Here is an 18,820-nt window from a genome sequence, read left to right as displayed (position 1 = left end):
CCCTGCGGCGGCGGCGTCAAGCGTGGGGCAATTCCGATGCTGCGCTGCGAGCGGAGCGGAGGGCTTGGGGGTGGCGCTGGGCGGCCCTATTTGCCCGGCATGGCTACCGGGACGATCCCACCATGCGCGCTTGGCAATTCCAGCGCAGGCCAGGGCACGCTAAACCCCCGCTTCCCCTCCCCGATGCCATCCGGGGCCTGATCACCGCGTGGACGCCCCTCCCCTGACCTCCCCCGCGCCGCTCCTGCACCGCTTCGCCAATCCCGGCCGCTTCCTGCGGGCGACGGCCCGGATCATGCCCTGGCTCTGGGGCGTGTCGCTGGTGGTGCTGCTGCCCTCAGTGGCCTGGGCGCTGCTGTTCTCCCCCGCGGACTGGCAGCAGGGGGAGACGGTTCGGATCATGTATGTGCATGTGCCGATGGCCTGGCTGGCGATGGCGGGTTACGCCGGGCTGGCAGTGGCCTCGGTGCTGGCGCTGGTCTGGAAGCATCCGCTGGCGGATCTGGCAGCGCGGGAGCTTTCGCCGGTGGGGGCGGTCGTGACGGCGCTTTGCCTGGCGACCGGCAGCCTGTGGGGGAGGCCGATGTGGGGCACCTGGTGGGCCTGGGATGCGCGGATGACCTCGGTGCTGGTGCTGTTCTTCCTCTGGGTGGGGCATGCGGCCATCACCCGCGCCTTCGAGGATGAGGAGCGCGGGGCGCGGATGGGGGCGATCCTCGCGCTGGTCGGGGTGGTGAACCTGCCGATCGTGAAGTTTTCCGTGGATTGGTGGAACACGCTGCACCAGCCGGCCAGCGTGGCGCGGCTGGCGGCGCCGGGGATGCATATTTCCATGCTGGGGCCGCTGCTGGCCTGCGCGGTGGGGTTCTCGCTGCTCTTCATGACACTGGTGCTGGCCCGCGTGCGGGCGGCGGTGATGGAGCGGCGGGTCGAGGCGCTGGAGCTGGCGCGGGCGCGTGAGGCCGATCGGGCGCCGGCCGAGGCGGTGCCGGCATGAGCGCGCATTGGATCAACGTGATCGCGGCCTGGGGGCTGGCGGCGGTGGGTTTTGGCGGGCTGGCCCTGGGGGCCGCGCTGCGGCACCGGGCGGCGGAGCGCCGGCTGCGGGAACTGGAGCGGGCGCGATGAGCGGAGCGGTGGCGGACCGGCGCGGCGGGCTGGGGCTTGCGGCCTCGCGCCGGCGGCGGCGGCTTTGGGTGTTGCTGCTCTGCGGGCTGGGGCTGGGCGGGGCGGCGGCGCTGGCATTGACCGCCTTCCAGGACAACCTGGTGTTCTTCCGCTCGCCTTCGGACATCGTGGCCTCGGCCCCGGTGGATGGGCGGGCCTTCCGTCTTGGCGGGCTAGTCGAGGCGGGAAGCGTGGTGCGGGACGGCGCGGAGGCGCGCTTCCGCGTGACGGATGGGGCGCATGCCGTCTCCGTCAGCTATCGCGGCGTGTTGCCGGACTTGTTCCGCGAGGGGCAGGGTGTGGTGACGCTGGGGAAGATGGGGCCGGATGGCGCCTTCCGGGCCAGCGAGGTGCTGGCCCGGCATGACGAGACCTATATGCCGCCCGAGGTGATGGATGCGCTGAAGCGCAGCGGCCATTGGAATCCGGAGCAGGGCGCGGCGCCGCCGGCGGCCGGGTGGAACACGATGCAGCCTGCTGGTGCGACCAATGGGCAGCCTGCCAGGACCGGCGGATGATTCCTGAACTCGGGCATTTTGCCCTGGCGCTCGCGCTGGCACTTTCGCTGGCGCAGGCGGTGTTGCCGCTCTGGGGGGCGCAGCGCGGGGATGCGCGGCTGATGGCGGCGGGGCCAGGGCTGGCGCTTGGCGTGCTGATCGCCGTGGGTTCCGCCTTCGGCGCGCTGCTCTGGTGCTTCGCGGTGAATGACACGAGCGTCTCGAACGTCGTGCAGAACAGCCATTCGGCGAAGCCGATGCTCTACAAGCTGGCCGGGGCCTGGGGGAACCACGAGGGTTCCATGGTGCTCTGGGTGCTGATCCTGGCACTGTGCGGAGCGGCGGTCTCGGGCTTTGGGCGCGGGCTGCCTGGCGCATTGCGGGCGCGGGTGCTGGCGGTGCTGGGGATGATCGGCTCGGGCTTCCTTGCCTTCATCCTGGCGACATCCAATCCCTTCCTGCGGGTCTGGCCGCCAGCCGCCGATGGGCAGGGGCTGAATCCGGTGCTGCAGGATCCCGGTTTGGCCTTCCACCCTCCCCTTCTCTATCTCGGCTATGTCGGCACCGCCGTGACCTTCGCCTTCGCCATCGCGGCGCTGATCGAGGGGCGGGTGGATGCGGCATGGGGACGCTGGGTGCGGCCCTGGGCGCTGGCCTCCTGGTCCTTCCTGACGCTCGGCATCGCGCTGGGATCCTGGTGGGCCTATTACGAGTTGGGCTGGGGCGGGTACTGGTTCTGGGACCCGGTGGAGAATGCTTCGTTGCTGCCCTGGCTCGCGGGCTGCGCGCTGCTGCATTCGGCGATCGTGGTGGAGAAGCGCGAGGCGCTGAAGACCTGGTCGGTGCTGCTGGCGATCCTGGCCTTCTCGATGTCGTTGCTCGGCACCTTCCTGGTGCGCTCGGGCGTGCTGAATTCGGTGCATGCCTTCGCCAATGATCCGGAGCGCGGCGTGTTCATCCTGGCGCTGCTGGTGGTGACGGTGGGCGGGGCCTTCGCGCTGTTCGCCTGGCGGGCGCCTTCGCTGTCGCCGACGGGGGTGTTCGCGCCGATCTCGCGCGAAGGGGCGCTGGTGCTGAACAACCTGCTGCTCTGCACGATCGCGGCGGTGGTTCTGGCGGGCACGCTCTATCCGATGTTCGCGGACCTGATGCTGAAGGCGAAGATCTCCGTCGGGCCGCCCTTCTATCAGGCGACGGTGTTTCCGCTGGCCGTGCCGCTGATCCTGGCCATGGCGGCGGGGCCGCTGATGGCCTGGAAGCGTGCGCGTCCCTGGCCGGTGCTGCAGCGGCTTTGGTGGGCGGCGCTCGCCGCGCTCGTGGCCGTGCTGGTGGTGTGGCTCGTGCAGGGCAAGCCGGTGCTGCCGGCGCTGGGCTTTGGCGCGGCAATCTGGCTGATCCTGGGTGCACTGACGGATGTGGCGGAGCGGGTGGCGCTGTTCTCGCGGCCGCGAGCGGCCTTCGCCCGGGCGCGCGGGCTGCCGCGCGCGGCCTGGGGCGGCGCGGTGGCGCATGCGGGTTTCGGGATCAGCCTGCTCGGCATGGCGGGGATGGGGCTGGCGACGGAGAAGCTCGCGGCGGTGCGGGTGGGCGAGAGCGTGGCGCTGGCTGGGTATGAGTGGCGGCTGGACGGGGTGCGGGACGTGGTGGGGCCGAACTGGGCCGGGCGCCGCGCCACGGTGACCGTGACGCGCGACGGCGCGCCGGTGACGGTGCTGGAGCCGGAGAAGCGCAACTTCCCCATCGCGCGTCAGGCGACGACCGAGGCGGCGATCCACACGACCTGGGCCTCGGACCTTTATGCCGTAATGGGCGAGGAGGAGAACGGGACGGCCACGCTGCGGCTGCACCATAATCCGCTGGCGCCCTGGATCTGGCTGGGCGCGGCGGTGATGGCGCTGGGTGGCGGGCTATCGCTTTCCGATCGGCGAGCGCGCGTCGGCGCGCCGGCGCGGCGGCGTGCGGCCGGGACGGTGGAAGCATGAGCGAGGCGCGGCGATCCGCTCTTTCCCGCCGGGCGCTGGTCTGGGCGCCGCTGGGGCTGGCAGCGGCGGGCGGGCTGGGTTTCTGGGCGATGCTGCGCGGGATGCGAGATGGTTCCTATGATCCGCGCGGGGTGCCTTCCGCATTGATCGGCAAGGCGGCGCCGGCGCTTTCGCTGCCGGCGGTGGAGGGCACTGGCTTGCCAGGCTTCGGGCCGGATGCGCTGGCCGCGCCGGGCGGGCCGGTGCTGGTGAATTTCTGGGCGTCCTGGTGCGTGCCCTGCGTGGTGGAGCATCCGCAGCTGGTCGCGTTGCAGCGGCGCGGCGTGCGGATCCTGGGCATCAACTACAAGGACAAGCCGGCGGATGCGGCGAAGTTCCTCACGCGCTACGGCAATCCCTTCGCGGCGCTGGTCGCGGATGCCGATGGGCGCGCGGGGATCGAATACGGGCTGTATGGCGTGCCGGAGACCTATCTGCTGGATGGGGGCGGCATCGTGCGCTGGCGATGGGCGGGGCCGATGACGCCCGACACCGTTTCGGCCGAGCTCGATGTGCTGCTGCGGCGGCACGCGTGAGGGCGCTTCTCTTCGCGATGGTGGTGGTGCCTTCGCTGGCACTTGCGGTGGGGCGGCCGTCCGAGATGCTGCCCGATCCTGCGCAGGAGGCGCGGGCGCAGGAGATCGGGCGCGAGCTGCGCTGCATGGTCTGCCAGAACCAGTCGATCGAGGACAGCGAGGCGGATCTGGCGCGCGACCTGCGGCGGCTGGTGCGGGAACGCGTCGCCTCCGGTGAGTCCAGTGATGCGGTGCGCGAGTATGTGCATGCGCGCTACGGCGACTTCGTGCTGCTGCGGCCACCCTTCAACTGGGTGACGGCACCGCTTTGGGCGCTGCCGGTGATCGTGCTGGCGGGCGGGGCGCTGGCGCTGGTGGTGATGCGGCGGCGCTCGGCGGGACGCGTGGTGCCCGCGCCATTGAGCGAGGCGGAGCGCGCGTGGCTGGCGCGGCTGGAGGAGGAGCCGTGACCTGGCTTCTCGCGATCCTGCTGGCCTTGGTGGCGATGCTGCCGCTGGGCTGGGCGATGTGGCGGCCGGCACGGTCGCTGGACCGGGCTTCGGCAGACCGGGCGCTGTACCGGGCGCAGCTGGCGGAGCTGGAACGGGACAAGGCGCTGGGACGGTTGGATGAATTGGCCCATGCGGCGGCCTTGCTCGAGGTGCAGCGGCGGATGCTGGCGGTGCCCGATGCGGCGCCGGCGCGCGTGGGCGGGCGCGGGCCGTTGCTGGCGGGGCTGGTTGTCGTGCCGGTGCTGGCCTTCGCGGTCTATTTCCTGAACGGGCTACCGGGGCTGCCTTCCGCAAGTTTCGTGGAACGGCGCGATGCAGCGGCGCGGGACGAGGCGTTGCTGGCGCAGCTGCGCGGCCGGCTGTCGGCCATGCCGGCGGGCAGCGCGCAGGCGCGGCAGGGATGGCTGCTGCTGGCGGAGGCGGAGCGGAACCGCGGGCGCCCGGCCGAGGCGGCCTCGGCCTATGCGGAGGTGCTGAAGGCGGGGTTCGATGCGGATATCGCGTCCCAGCGCGTGCAGGTGATGCTCGAGGCTGGGCAGGTGGATGAGGCGATTGCCTTTCTGGCGGAGGCGCTGCCCCGCGCGCCGCAGCATGTGGGGCTGCGCTTCCTGTCGGGCCAGGCGGAATTCCAGGCGGGTCGGCAGGCGGTGGCGCGGGCGGCCTGGGCGGCGCTGCTGGCTTCGGCGCCGGAGGGCGCGCCATGGCGAGGAATGGTGGAGCGACGTATGCAGGCGCTGCCTTGAGCGGCTTGACGGTGCTGGAGCAGCGGCTCCGGCAGGATCTGGAATGGCTGGAGCTGCCCGCGAAGCCCTGGGTGCCGGAACGTGCCGCGCCTGACGGGCGGCCGGTGGCGGATGTGGCGATCGTGGGCGCGGGGATGGCCGGGCTGGCGGCCGCGGCGGCGCTGCGGCTCGACGGGGTGGACCGGCTGCGCGTGCTGGACCGCGCGGCGGAGGGGCAGGAAGGCCCCTGGGTGAGCTATGCGCGGATGGAGACGCTGCGCTCGCCGAAGGGGCTGGCGGGGCCTGCGCTGGGGCTGCCCGCCCTCACCTTCCGCGCCTTCTTCGAGGCGCAGCATGGCGCCGCGGCCTGGGAGGCGCTGGGCAAAATTCCGCGCGGCATGTGGATGGACTACCTCAACTGGTATCGCCGCGTGATGGCGGTGCCGGTGGAGAATGGCGCCGATGTCGCGCTGATCCGCCCGCGCGAGGGTGGGTTGATCGTGCTGGAGATGTGCACGGGGCCTGAGGTGCTGTGCCGCCGGCTGGTGCTGGCGAGCGGGCGCGATGGATTGGGCGGGCATTTCGTGCCGGAAATGGCGCGGCGGGTGGACCGCCGCTTCTGGGCGCATTCCCGGGAGGAGATCGACTTCGCGGCGCTGCGCGGGAAGCGCGTCGGTGTGGTGGGCGCGGGCGCTTCCGCCATGGACAATGCGGCCACGGCGCTGGAGGCGGGGGCGGCTTCGCTCGACCTGTTCGTGCGGCGCGCGGAGCTTCCGCGGATCAACAAGTTCACCGGCATCGGCAGCCAGGGCGTGGTGCATGGCTTCGCCGGGCTGCCCGATGAGTGGAAGTGGCGCTTCCTGCATTACGCGGGCTCGGCGCAGACGCCGCCGCCGCGCGACAGCACGATGCGCGTCTCGCGGCATCCGCATGCGCGGCTGCATCTCTCCTCCCCGGTGACAGGGGTGCGGGAGGTGGATGGCGCGTTGCGCGTGGAGACGCCGCGCGGGGCCTTCACGGTGGACTTCCTCATCTTCGCCACGGGGTTCAAGGTGGCGCTCGACGAGCGGCCGGAGCTCGCGCTGATCGCGCCGCATATCCGGCTTTGGCGGGACCGCTTCACGCCCGCGGCCGGGCAGGAAAGCGAGGAGCTGGCCTTCTCGCCGGATTTGGCGCCGGATTTCTCCTTCCAGGAGAAGGTGCCGGGGGAATGCCCGGCGCTGGCCCGTATCCATGCCTTCAACTATCCGGCCACGCTGAGCCATGGGAAGCTGACGGGCGATATTCCGGCGATCTCCGCGGGGGCGAAGCGGTTGTCGCGCGGCATCGCGCGTTCCCTCTTCGTCGAGGACCGGGAAACGCATTTCGAACGTCTGGTGGCCTTCGATACGCCCGAGCTGCTGGGCGACGAATGGCCTGCGAGGGGAGTGAGCGCATGAGTGGCGACGACCTCATCGAGGATATCCTGGGCATCGCGCCCGGCTCGCCTCTGGCGGAGCTGCGGCGCCGCCGGCCGGAGGCGCTGCGCCACGCGCAGGGGGCCTATCGCGAGCTGCTGATGCCGGAGGATCCCGGCAACGTCTCGCATGTGGATCGCGCGGCGCTGGCGCTGCGAGCCGCGTTGCGGGAGGGGGACGAGGCATTGGCGGCGCGGTTCCGCGCATTGCTTGAGGCCGCTTCCGCGCAGGAGGCGATCATGCTGGCGGAGGATCTGTCGGACGCACCGATGGAGGGGCGGCTGGCTGCCTTGCTGCGCTATGCCGATGTGGTGGCGGCGCGGCCGGAGGATGTGACGCAGGACACGATTGACGCGCTGACGGCCATGGGGTTGACGCCGCGCGACATCGTGGCGGTGACGCAGCTGGTTTCCTTCGTGCCCTATCAGGTGCGGGTGATCGCAGGCTTGCGCGCGATGCAGGAGGAGGCCGCATCATGAGCCGCTTCACGATGGAAGAGGTGGGCTGGACGCCGCGCATTCCGCCGGTGGAGGCCGAGACCGCCACGCCCGCGCAGCTGGCCGCGCTGGAGGCCTGCCCGCCGGCACAGCGGCGCTCGACCTATTTCCTGACGCTGGCACAGGACCCGGCCTCGCTAGGCGAGCGCGGGGCGTTGTTCAATACGGTGATGTATGCGCCGCGCGGGTTGCCGCGGGCGGACCGGGAGTTCTCCACCGCCATCGTCTCCATGACGAATGGCTGCGTGTACTGCACCTCCGTCCACGCGCGGCGCTTCGCCGATCTGTCGAAGCAGCCGGAGGCGATGCAGCGTGTGCTCGATGAAGGCCATGCGGTGGAGAGCGATCCCCGCCGCCGTGCGATCGCGGATTTCTCAGAGAAGTTGACGCGGACGCCGGACGCCGTGACGGCCGCCGACCTGGCGCCGCTGCGGGCCGTGGGAATGGACGATCTGCAGGTGCTGGACCTGATCCATTCCATCGCGATGTTCGCCAATGCGAACCGCCTGATGCAGTCGCTCGGCGAATCCACCCCGCCCGCCGCTTAGCCCGAAGAAAAAAAGACGGGGGTCCGGGGGAATTCCTTCCCCCGGCCTCCCCTATTCGTTCCGCGCCCCCGAAGCCCGCACGAGCGCCGCATGGCGCCCGATCTCCTCATGCAGGAAGGTCGCGAGGCGCTGCGGCGGGCCGCCCAGCGTCGCCATGCCGGATTGCTCGAACCGCGCCTTCGCCTCGGGATCGTTGAGGATCTCGTTGGCGAGGGTGTTCAGGCGCTGCACGAAGGCGGGGTCGGAGCCCTTCGGCAGGAAAAGGCCGAACCATGTGCCGAAGACGAGGCCGGGCATGCCGAGCTCCGCCGTGGTGGGCACGTCGGGCAATTGCGGTGAGCGGCGGTCGTCCAGTACCGCGATGGGCGTCACCGCCCCGGCCTTCACCTGCCCGACGACGCCGGTGATGAGGTTGAACATCGCCTGGATGCGGCCGGAGAGCAGGTCCGTCACGCCCGCGGCCGGCGCGGTGTAGGGCACATGCGTCATCTGCGTGCCGGTGAGCGACTTGTAGAGCTCCCCGGCCAGATGCATCGACGAGCCGTTGCCGGTGGAACCGAAATTGATGGCGCCAGGATTGGCGCGGGCATAGGCGCCGAACTGCTCCAGCGTGCGGATGCCGAGTTCCTTGTTGACGACCAGCACATTGGGGACGTTGCCGATGAGCACGACCGGCTCGAAGTCCTTCTCGGGGTCGAAGGGCAGGTCCTTGTAGAGGGCGGGACCAGTGGCGAGGGTGCCGGCCCAGGACCAGAGGATGGTGTAGCCGTCCGGCGCCGCGCGGGCGCCGGCGAGTGCACCGATATTGCCGTTGGCGCCGCCGCGGTTGTCGATGAGGACGCGCTGGTTGACGCGCTTCTCCATCTCCTGCGCGAAGATGCGGGCGAGGGTGTCGGCGGTGCCGCCGCCGCCCGGCGCGGGGACGATGATGCGCACCGGCTGGGTGGGCCAGCGGCCGGCGGGGCCGGTCTGGTTCTGGGTTTGGGCCTGGGCCGCGCCGGCCATGCCGAGTGCGACGGGAAGGAGGAGGGCGCTGCGGCGCGGGATCGTCATCGTCGGGGCTCCCGGAGGGTTTGGGGCAGACTAGGCGCGAAACGGGTGGGGCGGAAATCGGCTGCGCCGGACTTGCCGCACGGGATTCGGCGGTGATGATCGGGCCCGTCTGCGGAAAGGATCGCGCGATGCGTCTGGCTGTGTTGGGAGCGGGCGCGATCGGGCCGGCGGCGGCGGTGTTGGCGGCCTCGCGTGGGCATTCCGTGGCGATCTGGTCGCCATCTGGTGCCGGAACGGCGGGGATCGAGGGATCGATCGAGGCAGAAGGCGCCATGACCGGGCACTTTCCGCTGCGCGTGGCGCGTGACCTGGGTGAGGCTTTCGCGGAAGCCGATGCGGCGTTTCTTGCCGTGCCGGCCTATGCCTTCTCGGCGCTGCTGCCACGCATCGCGGCCGCGCTGCCGCCGGGCCTTCCCCTGCTGATCGCACCCGCTGCCTCGCTTGCGCCGCTGGCGCTGGATGCGCTCGTCGCGGCGCGCGGGGGTCCGGCGAGGCGTGCGCCGATCGGGGCCATGGGGACCACGCCTGTCACGGCGCGGCGGCTGGCGCCGGGGCGCGTGCGCGTTGCGGCGGTGAGGGCCGCGGTGGACATGGCGGCCGTGCCGGCGGGTTCGGCGACGGAGATGGGGGCGCTGGCGACAGCGCTGTTCGGTCATGCCTGCCCGCTGGCGCCCAATGTGCTGCAGGCCGGGCTGGCCAACGCGAATCCGATCATCCACGCCGTCCTGGCGCTGACCAATGTCACGCGGATCGAGCGCGCGGAGGATTGGCCGCAATACGGGCTGATGACCCCGGCAGCCTGCCGGATGATGGATGCGCTGGCGACGGAGCGCGCGAGCCTGGCCGCGGCCTTCGGCGTGACAGTGCTCGGGCTGGGCGAATCGCTGCACCGCGCGAATGGCGTGCCGATCGGGCCGCTGGCGGAGATGGCCGCCGCCATTGCCACGACCCGGGGCGCGGTGCTGGGGCCCGCGGAGATGGAGACGCGCTATGTCACGGAGGACGTGCCCTATGGGCTCGCCTTCTATCTTTGGCTCGCGCGCGGGCGCGGGGTTGCCATGCCGGTGACGGAGGCGGTGGTGACGTCGCTGGAGGCGCTGTGGGGGCGTGGGCTGCGGGACAATCCGCTGCTGGACGGGCTGGATCCGGCGGCGCTGGAAGCCTCGTTGGCGCGCGGCATCGGGCGGGAGCCATAGGCGGCGCCGATCACAAGGATTGGCACGTCCCGGGTGTTGGCGTCTCCGGGTGACGCGCATGGTCCGGCCGCGCCGCGCCGTCGGGAGCGCGGCGGCGGGGATGGATGATGCCGAACGAGACGAGGCTGTTGTGGGCGCCGGCGGCGTGCGGAGAGCGGCAGAGGCGGGACAGCACCGAGCGGGATGATTTGCTGCGGCGTCTCCTCGCCGATGCAGCGCGCCGGATGCTGGAGGAAGGGCTGCGCGAGGCGCCCGATCGCGTCGCTTATCTGCGCGCCGCGGCCGAGGAAGTCGGGCAGGTGCTGGCGCTGCTCGCGGAGGCACGCCCGACGGCGGGCGCCGAGCTGCGTGCGATCCTGGCGGAGCAGGTCGTCGCGGTCGCTCGGGAGCTGATGCAGGGGCTACAGAACTGACGCGCGCCGCATGGACATGCGGCTTCAGTCCAGCTTGATGTCGAGGGGCGTGGCGACGCGGGTCCACCGCCCCAGATCCTCGCGCAGCATAGCGGCGAAGGCGGCGGCGTCGCCACCATTGGGAGTGACGCCCAGGCCGTCCAGCCGTGTGCGGACGAGATCGGTGCGCATGGCCTCGCTGAAGGCTTCGGCAAGCCGCGCGATGATCGGCGCAGGGGTGCGCGCGGGCGCTTCGATGCCGGTCCAGATGCTCGCTTCGAAATCGGGGACACCGGCTTCGATAAGGGTGGGGACATCGGGCGTCGCGGGGAAGCGCGTGCGGGATGTGACGGCCAGCACCTTGAACTGTGCCCCGCTGGCGGCGAGGACCGAGGGCACCGAGACGAACATGAGCGCGATCCGCCCGGCCGCGAGATCGTTGAAGGCGGCCGCGGCGCCGCGATAGGGCACATGCTCGATGTTCAGGCGCTCGCGTGCCTTCAGGTCCTCCATGATAAGATGCGTGTTCGTGCCGATGCCGGTGGAGGCGTAGGGCAAAGGCTGTGGGGCGGTGCGCGCGCGGCGCAGCAGATCCTGCACATCCGCGACATCGAGCTGCGGCGCGGCAAGGAGGGCGACCGGGCTGTCGCTGAGATGCAGGATGGGGGCGAAGTCGGCAATCGCGTCATAGGGCAGGCGGCGGCCGATGGCCTTGGCGATGGTGAGCTGGCCGGCGGTGGCGAGGAGGATGGTCAGCCCGTCCGGCGCGGCGCGGGCAACGGCCTCGGCCCCCAGCACGCCGCCGGCGCCGGCGCGGTTCTCGATGACGACAGTCCGGCCGAGGATGGGGCCGGCGGCCTGGGCGAGAAGGCGCCCGAGGACGTCCTGCGAACCACCTGGCGCGAAGGGGACAATGAGGCGCACTGGCGCATCCGGCGACCAGCGGGGCTGAGCCTGCGCTGCCTGGGGAACGAGGGCTGCGAGGGAGAGAAGGGCACGGCGCTGCATCGGCGGTGATCCTTGGAATGCAGCAAGTCTAAGGCGGTGCGGCGTCGATGGACTACCCGTTTTGGTGGGTTCTTACATGAATAGACGGTGGGTACGCACCGAACCCGGCTGTATGTGCCGCGCTGACGCGAAGAGGAAATTCGATGTTACCGGTCATGCACAATGGTGGCATGGTAAGTCCCGGCTCCACATGAGGAATTATCGTCGCGTGGCCACGGACCGGAACGAGTTATCTATCGTCTGGAGTGCTCGGACTGAAGAGTACTTCCGGTCCAGGCGGATTTTTCTGCGGCACCCCTGGCAGGTCTCCAATGTGTTCAAGATTGGCGAGGTGGTCCGCATTCCGCGTGGTGTCGCGCCCGAGCCTTATGCGACAATGCCACGACGGTCCTTCAGCAGCATCGGGGCGTTCTCCTACACGCACAGCGCCCATCTTTCGCTCGGACGATACTGCAGCGTGGCGCGCGATGTGAGCATCAGCGCCGATGAGCACCCGCTCGATCGGGTGAGCACTCATCTGTTCACCTATCGCCGCCATGTGCAGTCCTTTGGCCTCGAGGAATTCGGGGTCGAGTATCCGGTGCGTCCGTTCAAGGTGCTGAAGGCGGCGCCGGTGATCGGGAATGATGTCTGGATTGGCGCCGGTGCGCTGCTGAAGCGCGGCATTACCGTGGGGCACGGGGCGGTGATCGGGGCGCGGGCGCTCGTGACGCGGGACGTGCCGCCCTATGCGATCGTTGCTGGCTCCCCGGCGAAGATCATCCGCTACAGGTTTGACGAGGAGACGATCGCGCGCCTTCTGTCGCTGGCCTGGTGGCGCTTCAAGTTCACGGATCTGCACGACCTCGACCCGACGGACATGCAGGCCTTCATGGATGGGCTCGAGGCCAAGATCGACAGCGGGTTGATCTCGCCGCGGAGCTGGAAGCGCTGCTGAGCGACGCCTGACGACGCGCCGCGTCAGGCCGTCAGGCGCGGCATTACCTGGCGGAAGCGCGCCGAGATGGCGTCCCGCGCGCGGTGCTGACCGTCGCGCACCAGTACTTCGCCGGCAACGACGGTGGTGCGCACGGGGTTAGACTGTCCCGAGAAGATCCAGGCATCGAGCAGCGCGTCGCCCTCATGCGCGGTAAGGGTGGGGTGGGTGTCGTCCAGTTCCACCAGATCGCAGCGTGCGCCTGGAGAAAGGCTTCCAAGCGGGGCACCTGCGGCGCGGGCACCGCCCGCCAGCACGGCATCGAGCAGCGCGCGGCCGGGATGCGGCGAGGATGCGTTGGTCGCGACGGAGCGGCCGAGGGAACGCAGGCGCTGCGATGTCTCGAGCTGGCGCAATTCCTCACGCGGGGCGGTACCGACATGAGAGTCGGTGCCGATCGCGATCTGGCCGCCGGCCTCGTCATAGGTCGGCAGGTCGAAGATGCCATCGCCGAGCGAGGCTTCGGTGGTGGGGCAGAGGCCGGCGGTGGCACCGCTGCGGGCGAGGCCCAGGCTCTCCGCCTTGGTCAGGTGGGTGCAGTGGATGAGGCACCAGCGCGGGTCGATGGCCGCGTTGTGCAGTAGCCATTCCACGGGTCGCGCGCCGGTGGCGGCGATGCATTCCTCCACCTCCCTCACCTGCTCGGCGGCGTGGATGTGGATGGGGCCGGGATGGTCCGCCAGCGCCGAAAGCATGGCTGGGGTGACGGCGCGCAGCGAATGCGGGGCGATGCCGAGGCGAGTGCGGGGCATGTCGCGCATGGCCGAGGCGCTGCGTTCGAGAATGGCATGGAAGCCGTCCAGGTCATTCAGGAACGGGCGTTGGCCCGGATTGGGATCGGCGCCGAAGATGCCGCCATGCCGGTAGAGGCTGGGCAGCAGCGTCAGGCCGATGCCGGACTGCTGCGCGGCGGCGAGGTGTCGGAGGGACATTTCGGCACGGTCGGCATAGGGCGTGCCGTCGGGCTGATGGTGCAGGTAGTGGAACTCGGCGAGTTGGGTGAAGCCGTGCTCCAGGCATTCGGCATGGAGTTGTGCGGCGACCGCCTCCATGTCGTCAGGCGTGAAGCGGGCGACGAAGCGGTACATGGTTTCGCGCCAGGTCCAGAAGCTGTCGCGGCCGGCAGGGGAGCGGCGCTCGGCGGCGCCGGCCATGGCGCGCTGGAAGGCGTGGGAATGGATGTTCGGGAGGCCGGGGATCACATGCCCAGGCAGGCATTCGGCCCCGGGCGGTGGCGCGGTGCCGGGCGTGGCGGCGGTGATGGTTCCCGCAGCGTCGGCGATGATGGTGACATCCTGTGCCCAGCCGCCGGGGAGAAGGGCGTGGGCAGCGTGGAAGGTGGTCATGCGCCGGCCTCCGGGCTGGTGAGCGGCATCCCCTCCCCTGGCGGGTTCGCGACGGTTTCCAGCAGCACGGGGCTCCCGGTTGCGGGTTCCGGCTCAGGTGCCCAGGCGACACGCTGGAGATAGGTGGCGAGGAAGCGGCGCAGGCGTGGTTCCTCGGCGTCGCGGAAGACTGCCTTTGCGGGGCCGTCCACCAGCACGCGGCCATGATCGAGGAACACCGCGCGGGAGGCGACGGAGGCGACGAAGCCCATTTCATGTGAGACGACGAGCATGGTCATGCCGGTTTCCGCCAGGCCGCGGATGACGTCCAGCACTTCCGTCGTCAGCTCGGGGTCGAGGCTGGCGGTGGGCTCGTCGAAGAGGATGAGGCGGGGTTCCATCGCCAGGGTGCGGGCGATCGCAACGCGCTGCTGCTGGCCGCCCGAGAGCTGGGCGGGGCGGCGATCGGCGAATTTCAGCAGGCCGACACGGTCCAGCATGGTGCGGGCGCTGTCGGCGGCCCCTGCGCGGCTCAGCTTGCGGACCAGGCGGAGCGCGAGGGCCACGTTCTCCTGCGCGGTCAGGTGCGGCCAGAGGTTGAACTGCTGGAAGACCATGCCGACTGTGCCGTCGCCCGGGCTGGGCGTGCGGCCTTCCACCAGCACGCGGCCGCCGGTGAGCGGATCGAGCCCGGCGATGCAGCGAAGCAGGGATGACTTGCCCGATCCGCTGGGGCCGATCAGCCCGACCACCTCGCCCTTTTGCACGGAGAGATCGATACCAGCGAGGATCTGGGTATCGCCGACGCGGCGTTCCAGCTTCTCGGCCAGGAGGAAGGGTGCGGTCATGGCTCGTCCCTCAGGCCGTGCCGAGCGTGGCACGGGCGATGCCGCGTTCCAGGCGACGCGCGGCATAGGCGGTGAGTTCCACCAGCAGCCAGTAGCTCAATGCCAGCGCGGCCACGGTCTGCGCGAAGGCAAAGGTGGCGCTGCCGACGCCGGAGACGGTGAAGGTCAGTTCCGGCACGGTGATGATGGAGAGGATGGCGGTTTCCTTGATAAGGATGACCGCGAGATTGGCCAGGGCGGGCAGCACGGAGAGCGCCATTTCCGGCAGCAGGATGCGGGTGATGGTTTGGTTGGTGCGCAGGCCGAGCAGCCGCGCGGCTTCGGTGTGGCCCGGAGGGATGGCGAGGAAGCCGGCGCGGAAAACCTCGCTGAAATAGGCGGTGGCGTAGATGGAAAGGGCGAGCCAGCCGGCGAGGATGGGCGTCAGGTCCAGGCCGATGAAGGGGCCGCCGTAATAGAGGAGAAAGGCCTGCACGACGAAGGGCACGCCGCGCACGATCTCGACCAGCATCGCGAGGACGGCGTTCACCAGCCACGGGCCGAAATGCCGCGCGCAGGCGACAAGCACGCCGGCGAGCAGGCCGGTGGCGACGGAGGCGAGCCATATGCCGACGGTGAGCGGCAGGCCGCGCGCCACGGCCCCGAGGGTTTCGGTGACCACGTTCATGCCTGGCGCCTCTGCCATGCGACGGCCATCAGCACGAAGTTGATGACGAGGTAGATCACGCCGCAGAGCGCGTAGGATTGCAGCGGCATGAAGGTGGACGAGGCGAGCGCCTGGGAGGCGCGCGTCAGCTCCAGGATGCCGACCATGGAGACGAGGGAGGAGGCCTTCATGATCATGATCGCCTCCCCCACGATCGCCGGACGCATGGCGCGGGCGGCGATGGGCAGCCGGATGCGGAGAAAGGATTGCGCGCGTGTCAGCCCCAGCAGGCGCGCGGCTTCCACCGCACCGGATGGGACGGTGGCGAGGCCGCCCCGCAGGATCTCGGCCATATAGGCGGCGCAGCATAGGCCGAGCGTGCCCACGGCTGCGACGATGGCCGGAATGTCGATGCCGAGGAAGGGCAGCGCATAATAGGCGAGGAGGAGTTGCACCAGCAGCGGCACGCCACGGAAGAAGCTTATATAGACCATGGCGAAGGCGCGCAGCCCGCGCGCGCCGGAGGTGGCGGCGGCGGCGATGGCCGCCCCCGCCACGAATCCCAGCGCGATGCCGGCGAGCGACACCGCCACCGTGGCGACCGCCCCGCGCAGCAGCGCGGGCAGTGCCTCCTGGATGAAGGCCCAGTCCAATGCCGGTCAGACCGTCGGCTCGACGGCCTTATCGGGCGTTTCGAAGGCCTGGCCGAACCACTTGGTTTGCAGCGCGGCCAGGCGGCCATCGTTGCGCATCTTCACAATGGTGGCGTCGAGCGCATCCATCAGCGGGGCGGAATCCGCATCCTTGCGGCTGATGTAGCCGAAGTAGGACTTTGCGCCGAAGGGGGGCTGCACGACCGTGAAGACGTTCGGGCGTTGCTTCGCGACATAAGCGATATTGGGCAACGAGTTGGCAACGGCGGCGACGCGGCCGGCGGCGAGATCCGCATAGGCCTCGGAGAAGGACTGGTATTCGCGGATCGGCGGGGTGGTGCCGGGAAGCGTCGCGACAAAGGCCTGGAACTGGGCGAGCTGCGCCGTGGCGGTGGCGCCGCCAAGCTGCTTGCCGGCGATGTCCTGCGGCTTGGTGATGCTGCTGTCATTCGTGCGCTTCAGCAGGGCGACCGTGGCCTCCGCCACCGGAACGGAGAAGCGGTAGCGCTCGGCGCGGGCCTTGGTGATGGTGGCGGGGCCGCCGACCAGATCGTAGCGGCTTGCTTCCAGGCCGGGCAGCACGGCGGGCCAGGGCAGGTCCTGGAAGATGATCTTCACGCCGATCTCCTTGCCGAATTCGGCGAAGAGCTCGGCGTTCAGCCCGGTCTGGCGGCCGCCTTCGGTGAAGTCGAAGGGGGCGAAGTGCATTTCGGTGGCGATGGTCAGCTCGCCGGCGCGCTTGGCTTTCTCGAGGTTGTTAGCGGCGGCGCGCTGCACGAAGGCGGCGGCGAGGCCGGTGCCAAGGGTGGCGGCGCCGAGGTGGCGTCGGGTGATGCTCATCCTGGTTCTCCTGCGGAGGCGGTGCCCGGACCACCTGGTCCTGGGGCGCCCGATGATGGGACGTCGACCATTCCGAAGCGCCCGCGCCGATGCGGTTCAACTTGACATGACAGGCTATGACCGTAAGCATCGGCGGGCCGGTCGATCAAGGGGCATCCCGTTTCCCGGGCCGGGCTGAAGGCGAAGCGGATGACTGGCACGACCTCTCTTCCCGTGATCGATGTGTCGGGGCTCAACCAGGGATCAGCAAATGCCGTGCCGCAGGTGGCGGCGGCGATCCGGGCAGCCTGCATGGGGCCGGGCTTTTTCTACGTGTCCGGGCACGGCGTGCCGGAGACGGTGATCGACGCGGCCGTGGCGGCTTCGCGGGACTTCTTCCACCTTCCCGCCGAGCTGAAGGCGCTGGTGCGCGCGAACAAGCGGCACCGGGGCTGGCATGCCATGGGCGGCGCGCTGATGGAGGGGGCGAAGAACACCGACCGGAAGGAGTTCTTCTCCATGGGGCTGGAGCTGCCGGAGGATGACCCTTCCGTGCTCGCCGGAGAGGCATTGCGCGGACCGAACCAGTGGCCGGATTTCGTCCCTGCCCTGCAGCCGGCCATGTCCGCCTATTACGAGGCCATGATGGCGCTGGGCGCGCGGCTGACGCGGGCGGTGGCGGTGAGCCTCGGGCTCGATGAGGAGTTCTTCGTCTCGCGCTACCGGAAGCCCCTGCAGAGGACGCAGGCGATCTTCTACCCGCCGCAGCATGTGGGGGCGGAGGAGGAGGTGTTCGGCGTGGCGCCGCACACCGATTTCGGTTGCATCACGCTGCTCTGGCAGGATGGCAATGGCGGGCTGCAGGTGCGGGAGCGGCAGAGCGGCGGCTGGATCGACGCCCCTCCCCTGCCCGGCACGCTGGTGGTGAATGTCGGCGACCTACTGGGGCGCTGGAGCAACGACCGCTTCGCCTCCACGCCGCATCGGGTGGTGAACCGCAGCGGGCGGGAGCGCATGTCGATCGCGACCTTCCACGACCCGGATTTCGGCGCGATGATTGATCCGCGCGAGCTGGGCACGCCAGCGGGCGAGGCCCGCTACGAGCCGATCACGGCTGGGCAGCATATTCTCAACCGCTTCGACCAAGCCTTCGGCTATCGCAAGACGCTGTCGGCGGCGGGCTGATCCCAATGCCGGATGGTGGAGGGCGCAAGCCAAAGGGGGCCGAGGCGCCCAAGCCGCGCTACGAGGTGGTGAAGGACTTCGTCCTGTCGCGCATCGCCTCGGGCGAATGGAGCGTGCATGCGCGCATCCCGAGCGAGAACGAGCTGGGGCCGATGCTGGGGGTTTCCCGCATCACGGTGAACCGCGCCTTTGCCGAGCTGGCGCGGGAGGGGCGGCTGCGGAAGGTGCCGGGCGTCGGCACCTTCGTGGCGGAAGGCAAGCCGCGCACCGGCCTGTCCAGCATCGAGAGCATCGTCGAGCAAATTCGCGCGCGCGGGATGGAATGGTCCTGCGAGGTGCTGTCGCTCGGTTCCGTGGCTCTGACGGATGAGGCGGCGGATGCGCTGGGCCTGCCGCGCGGCGGACGCCTCCCAGGCTCGGCGATCCTGCACAAGGGAGACGCGCTGCCGATCCAGCTGGAGGAGCGCTTCATCCGGCCCGGCTATGCGGCGGGTTATACGGAGCAGGATTTCTCCGCCCGCGCGACCTATGAGTTCCTTCGCGAGACGGGCGAGGTGACGGAGATGGAGCAGGCCGTCACCGCAATCCTGCCGGGCGCGCGGCTCTCGCGGCTGCTGGCGGTGGGGTCGCGCGATCCCTGCCTGGTGATCCGGCGCCGCACCTTCCGCCGCGGCGAGGCCACGACCTTTTCCCGCCTGACCCAGCCCGCCAGCCGCTTCGAGCTTTCCGGCCGCTACCGGATGCAGGACGGCCCCGGCGGGCATTTCAGCCACTGAGGATCGC

The 18,820-nt window shown here is 70.3% G+C and carries 21 protein-coding genes and 1 pseudogene; 15 read left to right on the top strand and 7 right to left on the bottom strand.

Features of this window, described 5'->3' with window-relative positions:
• Positions 1-208: 208 nt before the first annotated feature.
• The 10 genes from GSE44_RS05320 to GSE44_RS05275 are packed head-to-tail and all read left to right on the top strand — an operon-like array spanning position 209 to position 7,936.
• The gene (locus tag GSE44_RS05320) at positions 209-997 is read left to right on the top strand and encodes a heme ABC transporter permease (protein WP_235924569.1); all 789 of its coding nucleotides are present in this window, start codon (positions 209-211) and stop codon (positions 995-997) included.
• On the top strand, positions 994-1,128 hold the full coding sequence (gene ccmD / locus GSE44_RS05315; RefSeq protein WP_159347748.1) for a heme exporter protein CcmD: 135 nt from the start codon (positions 994-996) through the stop codon (positions 1,126-1,128). Before GSE44_RS05320 ends, ccmD begins: the two co-directional genes overlap by 4 nt.
• Positions 1,125-1,685, top strand: a complete 561-nt coding sequence (gene ccmE / locus GSE44_RS05310; protein WP_159347747.1) for a cytochrome c maturation protein CcmE — start codon at positions 1,125-1,127, stop codon at positions 1,683-1,685. Before ccmD ends, ccmE begins: the two co-directional genes overlap by 4 nt.
• Entirely contained in the window at positions 1,682-3,646 is a 1,965-nt protein-coding gene (locus GSE44_RS05305; protein WP_159347746.1) for a heme lyase CcmF/NrfE family subunit, read from the top strand. Before ccmE ends, GSE44_RS05305 begins: the two co-directional genes overlap by 4 nt.
• Positions 3,643-4,221 (top strand): DsbE family thiol:disulfide interchange protein, encoded by a 579-nt coding sequence (locus GSE44_RS05300; RefSeq protein ID WP_159347745.1) that lies wholly within the window; start codon positions 3,643-3,645, stop codon positions 4,219-4,221. The genes GSE44_RS05305 and GSE44_RS05300 overlap by 4 nt, the downstream gene beginning before the upstream one ends.
• Positions 4,218-4,670, top strand: coding sequence for a cytochrome c-type biogenesis protein (locus GSE44_RS05295; protein ID WP_328799054.1), 453 nt, complete (start codon positions 4,218-4,220; stop codon positions 4,668-4,670). The genes GSE44_RS05300 and GSE44_RS05295 overlap by 4 nt, the downstream gene beginning before the upstream one ends.
• Complete coding sequence (ccmI, locus tag GSE44_RS05290; RefSeq protein ID WP_159347744.1) at positions 4,667-5,455, top strand: c-type cytochrome biogenesis protein CcmI; 789 nt, start codon at positions 4,667-4,669, stop codon at positions 5,453-5,455. Before GSE44_RS05295 ends, ccmI begins: the two co-directional genes overlap by 4 nt.
• Positions 5,452-6,873 carry a flavin-containing monooxygenase gene (locus tag GSE44_RS05285; RefSeq protein ID WP_235924568.1) on the top strand — a complete coding sequence of 474 codons (1,422 nt, stop codon included), beginning with the start codon at positions 5,452-5,454 and terminating at the stop codon, positions 6,871-6,873. The genes ccmI and GSE44_RS05285 overlap by 4 nt, the downstream gene beginning before the upstream one ends.
• Positions 6,870-7,370, top strand: a complete 501-nt coding sequence (locus GSE44_RS05280; protein WP_159347742.1) for a CMD domain-containing protein — start codon at positions 6,870-6,872, stop codon at positions 7,368-7,370. The genes GSE44_RS05285 and GSE44_RS05280 overlap by 4 nt, the downstream gene beginning before the upstream one ends.
• Positions 7,367-7,936 (top strand): peroxidase-related enzyme, encoded by a 570-nt coding sequence (locus tag GSE44_RS05275; RefSeq protein ID WP_159347741.1) that lies wholly within the window; start codon positions 7,367-7,369, stop codon positions 7,934-7,936. The genes GSE44_RS05280 and GSE44_RS05275 overlap by 4 nt, the downstream gene beginning before the upstream one ends.
• Before the next feature lie 51 nt (positions 7,937-7,987).
• On the opposite strand, the gene GSE44_RS05270 is transcribed toward GSE44_RS05275, so the two are convergent.
• Entirely contained in the window at positions 7,988-8,989 is a 1,002-nt protein-coding gene (locus GSE44_RS05270; RefSeq protein ID WP_159347740.1) for a Bug family tripartite tricarboxylate transporter substrate binding protein, read from the bottom strand.
• Between the two features lie 128 nt (positions 8,990-9,117).
• Between GSE44_RS05270 and GSE44_RS05265 the strand changes: the two genes are divergently transcribed.
• Positions 9,118-10,185 carry an NAD/NADP octopine/nopaline dehydrogenase family protein gene (locus tag GSE44_RS05265; protein ID WP_159347739.1) on the top strand — a complete coding sequence of 356 codons (1,068 nt, stop codon included), beginning with the start codon at positions 9,118-9,120 and terminating at the stop codon, positions 10,183-10,185.
• Positions 10,186-10,292: 107 nt separating this feature from the next.
• Positions 10,293-10,598 carry a hypothetical protein gene (locus GSE44_RS05260; protein ID WP_159347738.1) on the top strand — a complete coding sequence of 102 codons (306 nt, stop codon included), beginning with the start codon at positions 10,293-10,295 and terminating at the stop codon, positions 10,596-10,598.
• Between the two features lie 24 nt (positions 10,599-10,622).
• Here GSE44_RS05260 and GSE44_RS05255 read toward each other — a convergent pair whose 3' ends face one another.
• Positions 10,623-11,585, bottom strand: coding sequence for a Bug family tripartite tricarboxylate transporter substrate binding protein (locus GSE44_RS05255; RefSeq protein WP_159347737.1), 963 nt, complete (start codon positions 11,583-11,585; stop codon positions 10,623-10,625).
• 610 nt (positions 11,586-12,195) lie between these two features.
• Between GSE44_RS05255 and GSE44_RS26375 the strand changes: the two are divergent.
• Positions 12,196-12,402 (top strand): annotated as a pseudogene (locus tag GSE44_RS26375) (CatB-related O-acetyltransferase); the annotation flags it as partial.
• Between the two features lie 143 nt (positions 12,403-12,545).
• Here the strand turns inward: GSE44_RS26375 and GSE44_RS05245 are convergent.
• From GSE44_RS05245 to GSE44_RS05225, 5 genes are read right to left on the bottom strand one after another with little or no spacing between them, the layout of a single operon-like run.
• On the bottom strand, positions 12,546-13,907 hold the full coding sequence (locus GSE44_RS05245; RefSeq protein ID WP_159347735.1) for a formimidoylglutamate deiminase: 1,362 nt from the start codon (positions 13,905-13,907) through the stop codon (positions 12,546-12,548).
• Positions 13,904-14,734, bottom strand: a complete 831-nt coding sequence (locus GSE44_RS05240) for an amino acid ABC transporter ATP-binding protein (RefSeq protein WP_159347734.1) — start codon at positions 14,732-14,734, stop codon at positions 13,904-13,906. Before GSE44_RS05240 ends, GSE44_RS05245 begins: the two co-directional genes overlap by 4 nt.
• A gap of 10 nt (positions 14,735-14,744) precedes the next feature.
• The gene (locus GSE44_RS05235; RefSeq protein WP_159347733.1) at positions 14,745-15,401 is read right to left on the bottom strand and encodes an amino acid ABC transporter permease; all 657 of its coding nucleotides are present in this window, start codon (positions 15,399-15,401) and stop codon (positions 14,745-14,747) included.
• Entirely contained in the window at positions 15,398-16,033 is a 636-nt protein-coding gene (locus GSE44_RS05230; protein ID WP_159347732.1) for an amino acid ABC transporter permease, read from the bottom strand. Before GSE44_RS05230 ends, GSE44_RS05235 begins: the two co-directional genes overlap by 4 nt.
• Positions 16,034-16,039: 6 nt before the next feature.
• The gene (locus tag GSE44_RS05225; RefSeq protein ID WP_159347731.1) at positions 16,040-16,873 is read right to left on the bottom strand and encodes a transporter substrate-binding domain-containing protein; all 834 of its coding nucleotides are present in this window, start codon (positions 16,871-16,873) and stop codon (positions 16,040-16,042) included.
• A gap of 189 nt (positions 16,874-17,062) precedes the next feature.
• On the opposite strand from GSE44_RS05225, the gene GSE44_RS05220 reads away from it, so the two are divergent.
• Together GSE44_RS05220 and GSE44_RS05215 are read left to right on the top strand one after the other, a co-directional pair.
• A complete protein-coding gene (locus GSE44_RS05220; protein WP_159347730.1) occupies positions 17,063-18,037 on the top strand; it encodes an isopenicillin N synthase family dioxygenase in 975 nt (324 codons plus the stop codon).
• A gap of 5 nt (positions 18,038-18,042) precedes the next feature.
• Positions 18,043-18,813 (top strand): UTRA domain-containing protein, encoded by a 771-nt coding sequence (locus GSE44_RS05215; RefSeq protein WP_159347729.1) that lies wholly within the window; start codon positions 18,043-18,045, stop codon positions 18,811-18,813.
• The last annotated feature ends 7 nt before the right edge of the window (positions 18,814-18,820 follow it).

It is taken from the genome of Muricoccus harenae, from assembly GCF_009848505.1.
GTDB classification, from domain to species: domain Bacteria; phylum Pseudomonadota; class Alphaproteobacteria; order Acetobacterales; family Acetobacteraceae; genus Roseomonas; species Roseomonas harenae.
This window is presented reverse-complemented; position numbering and strand designations above follow the sequence as displayed.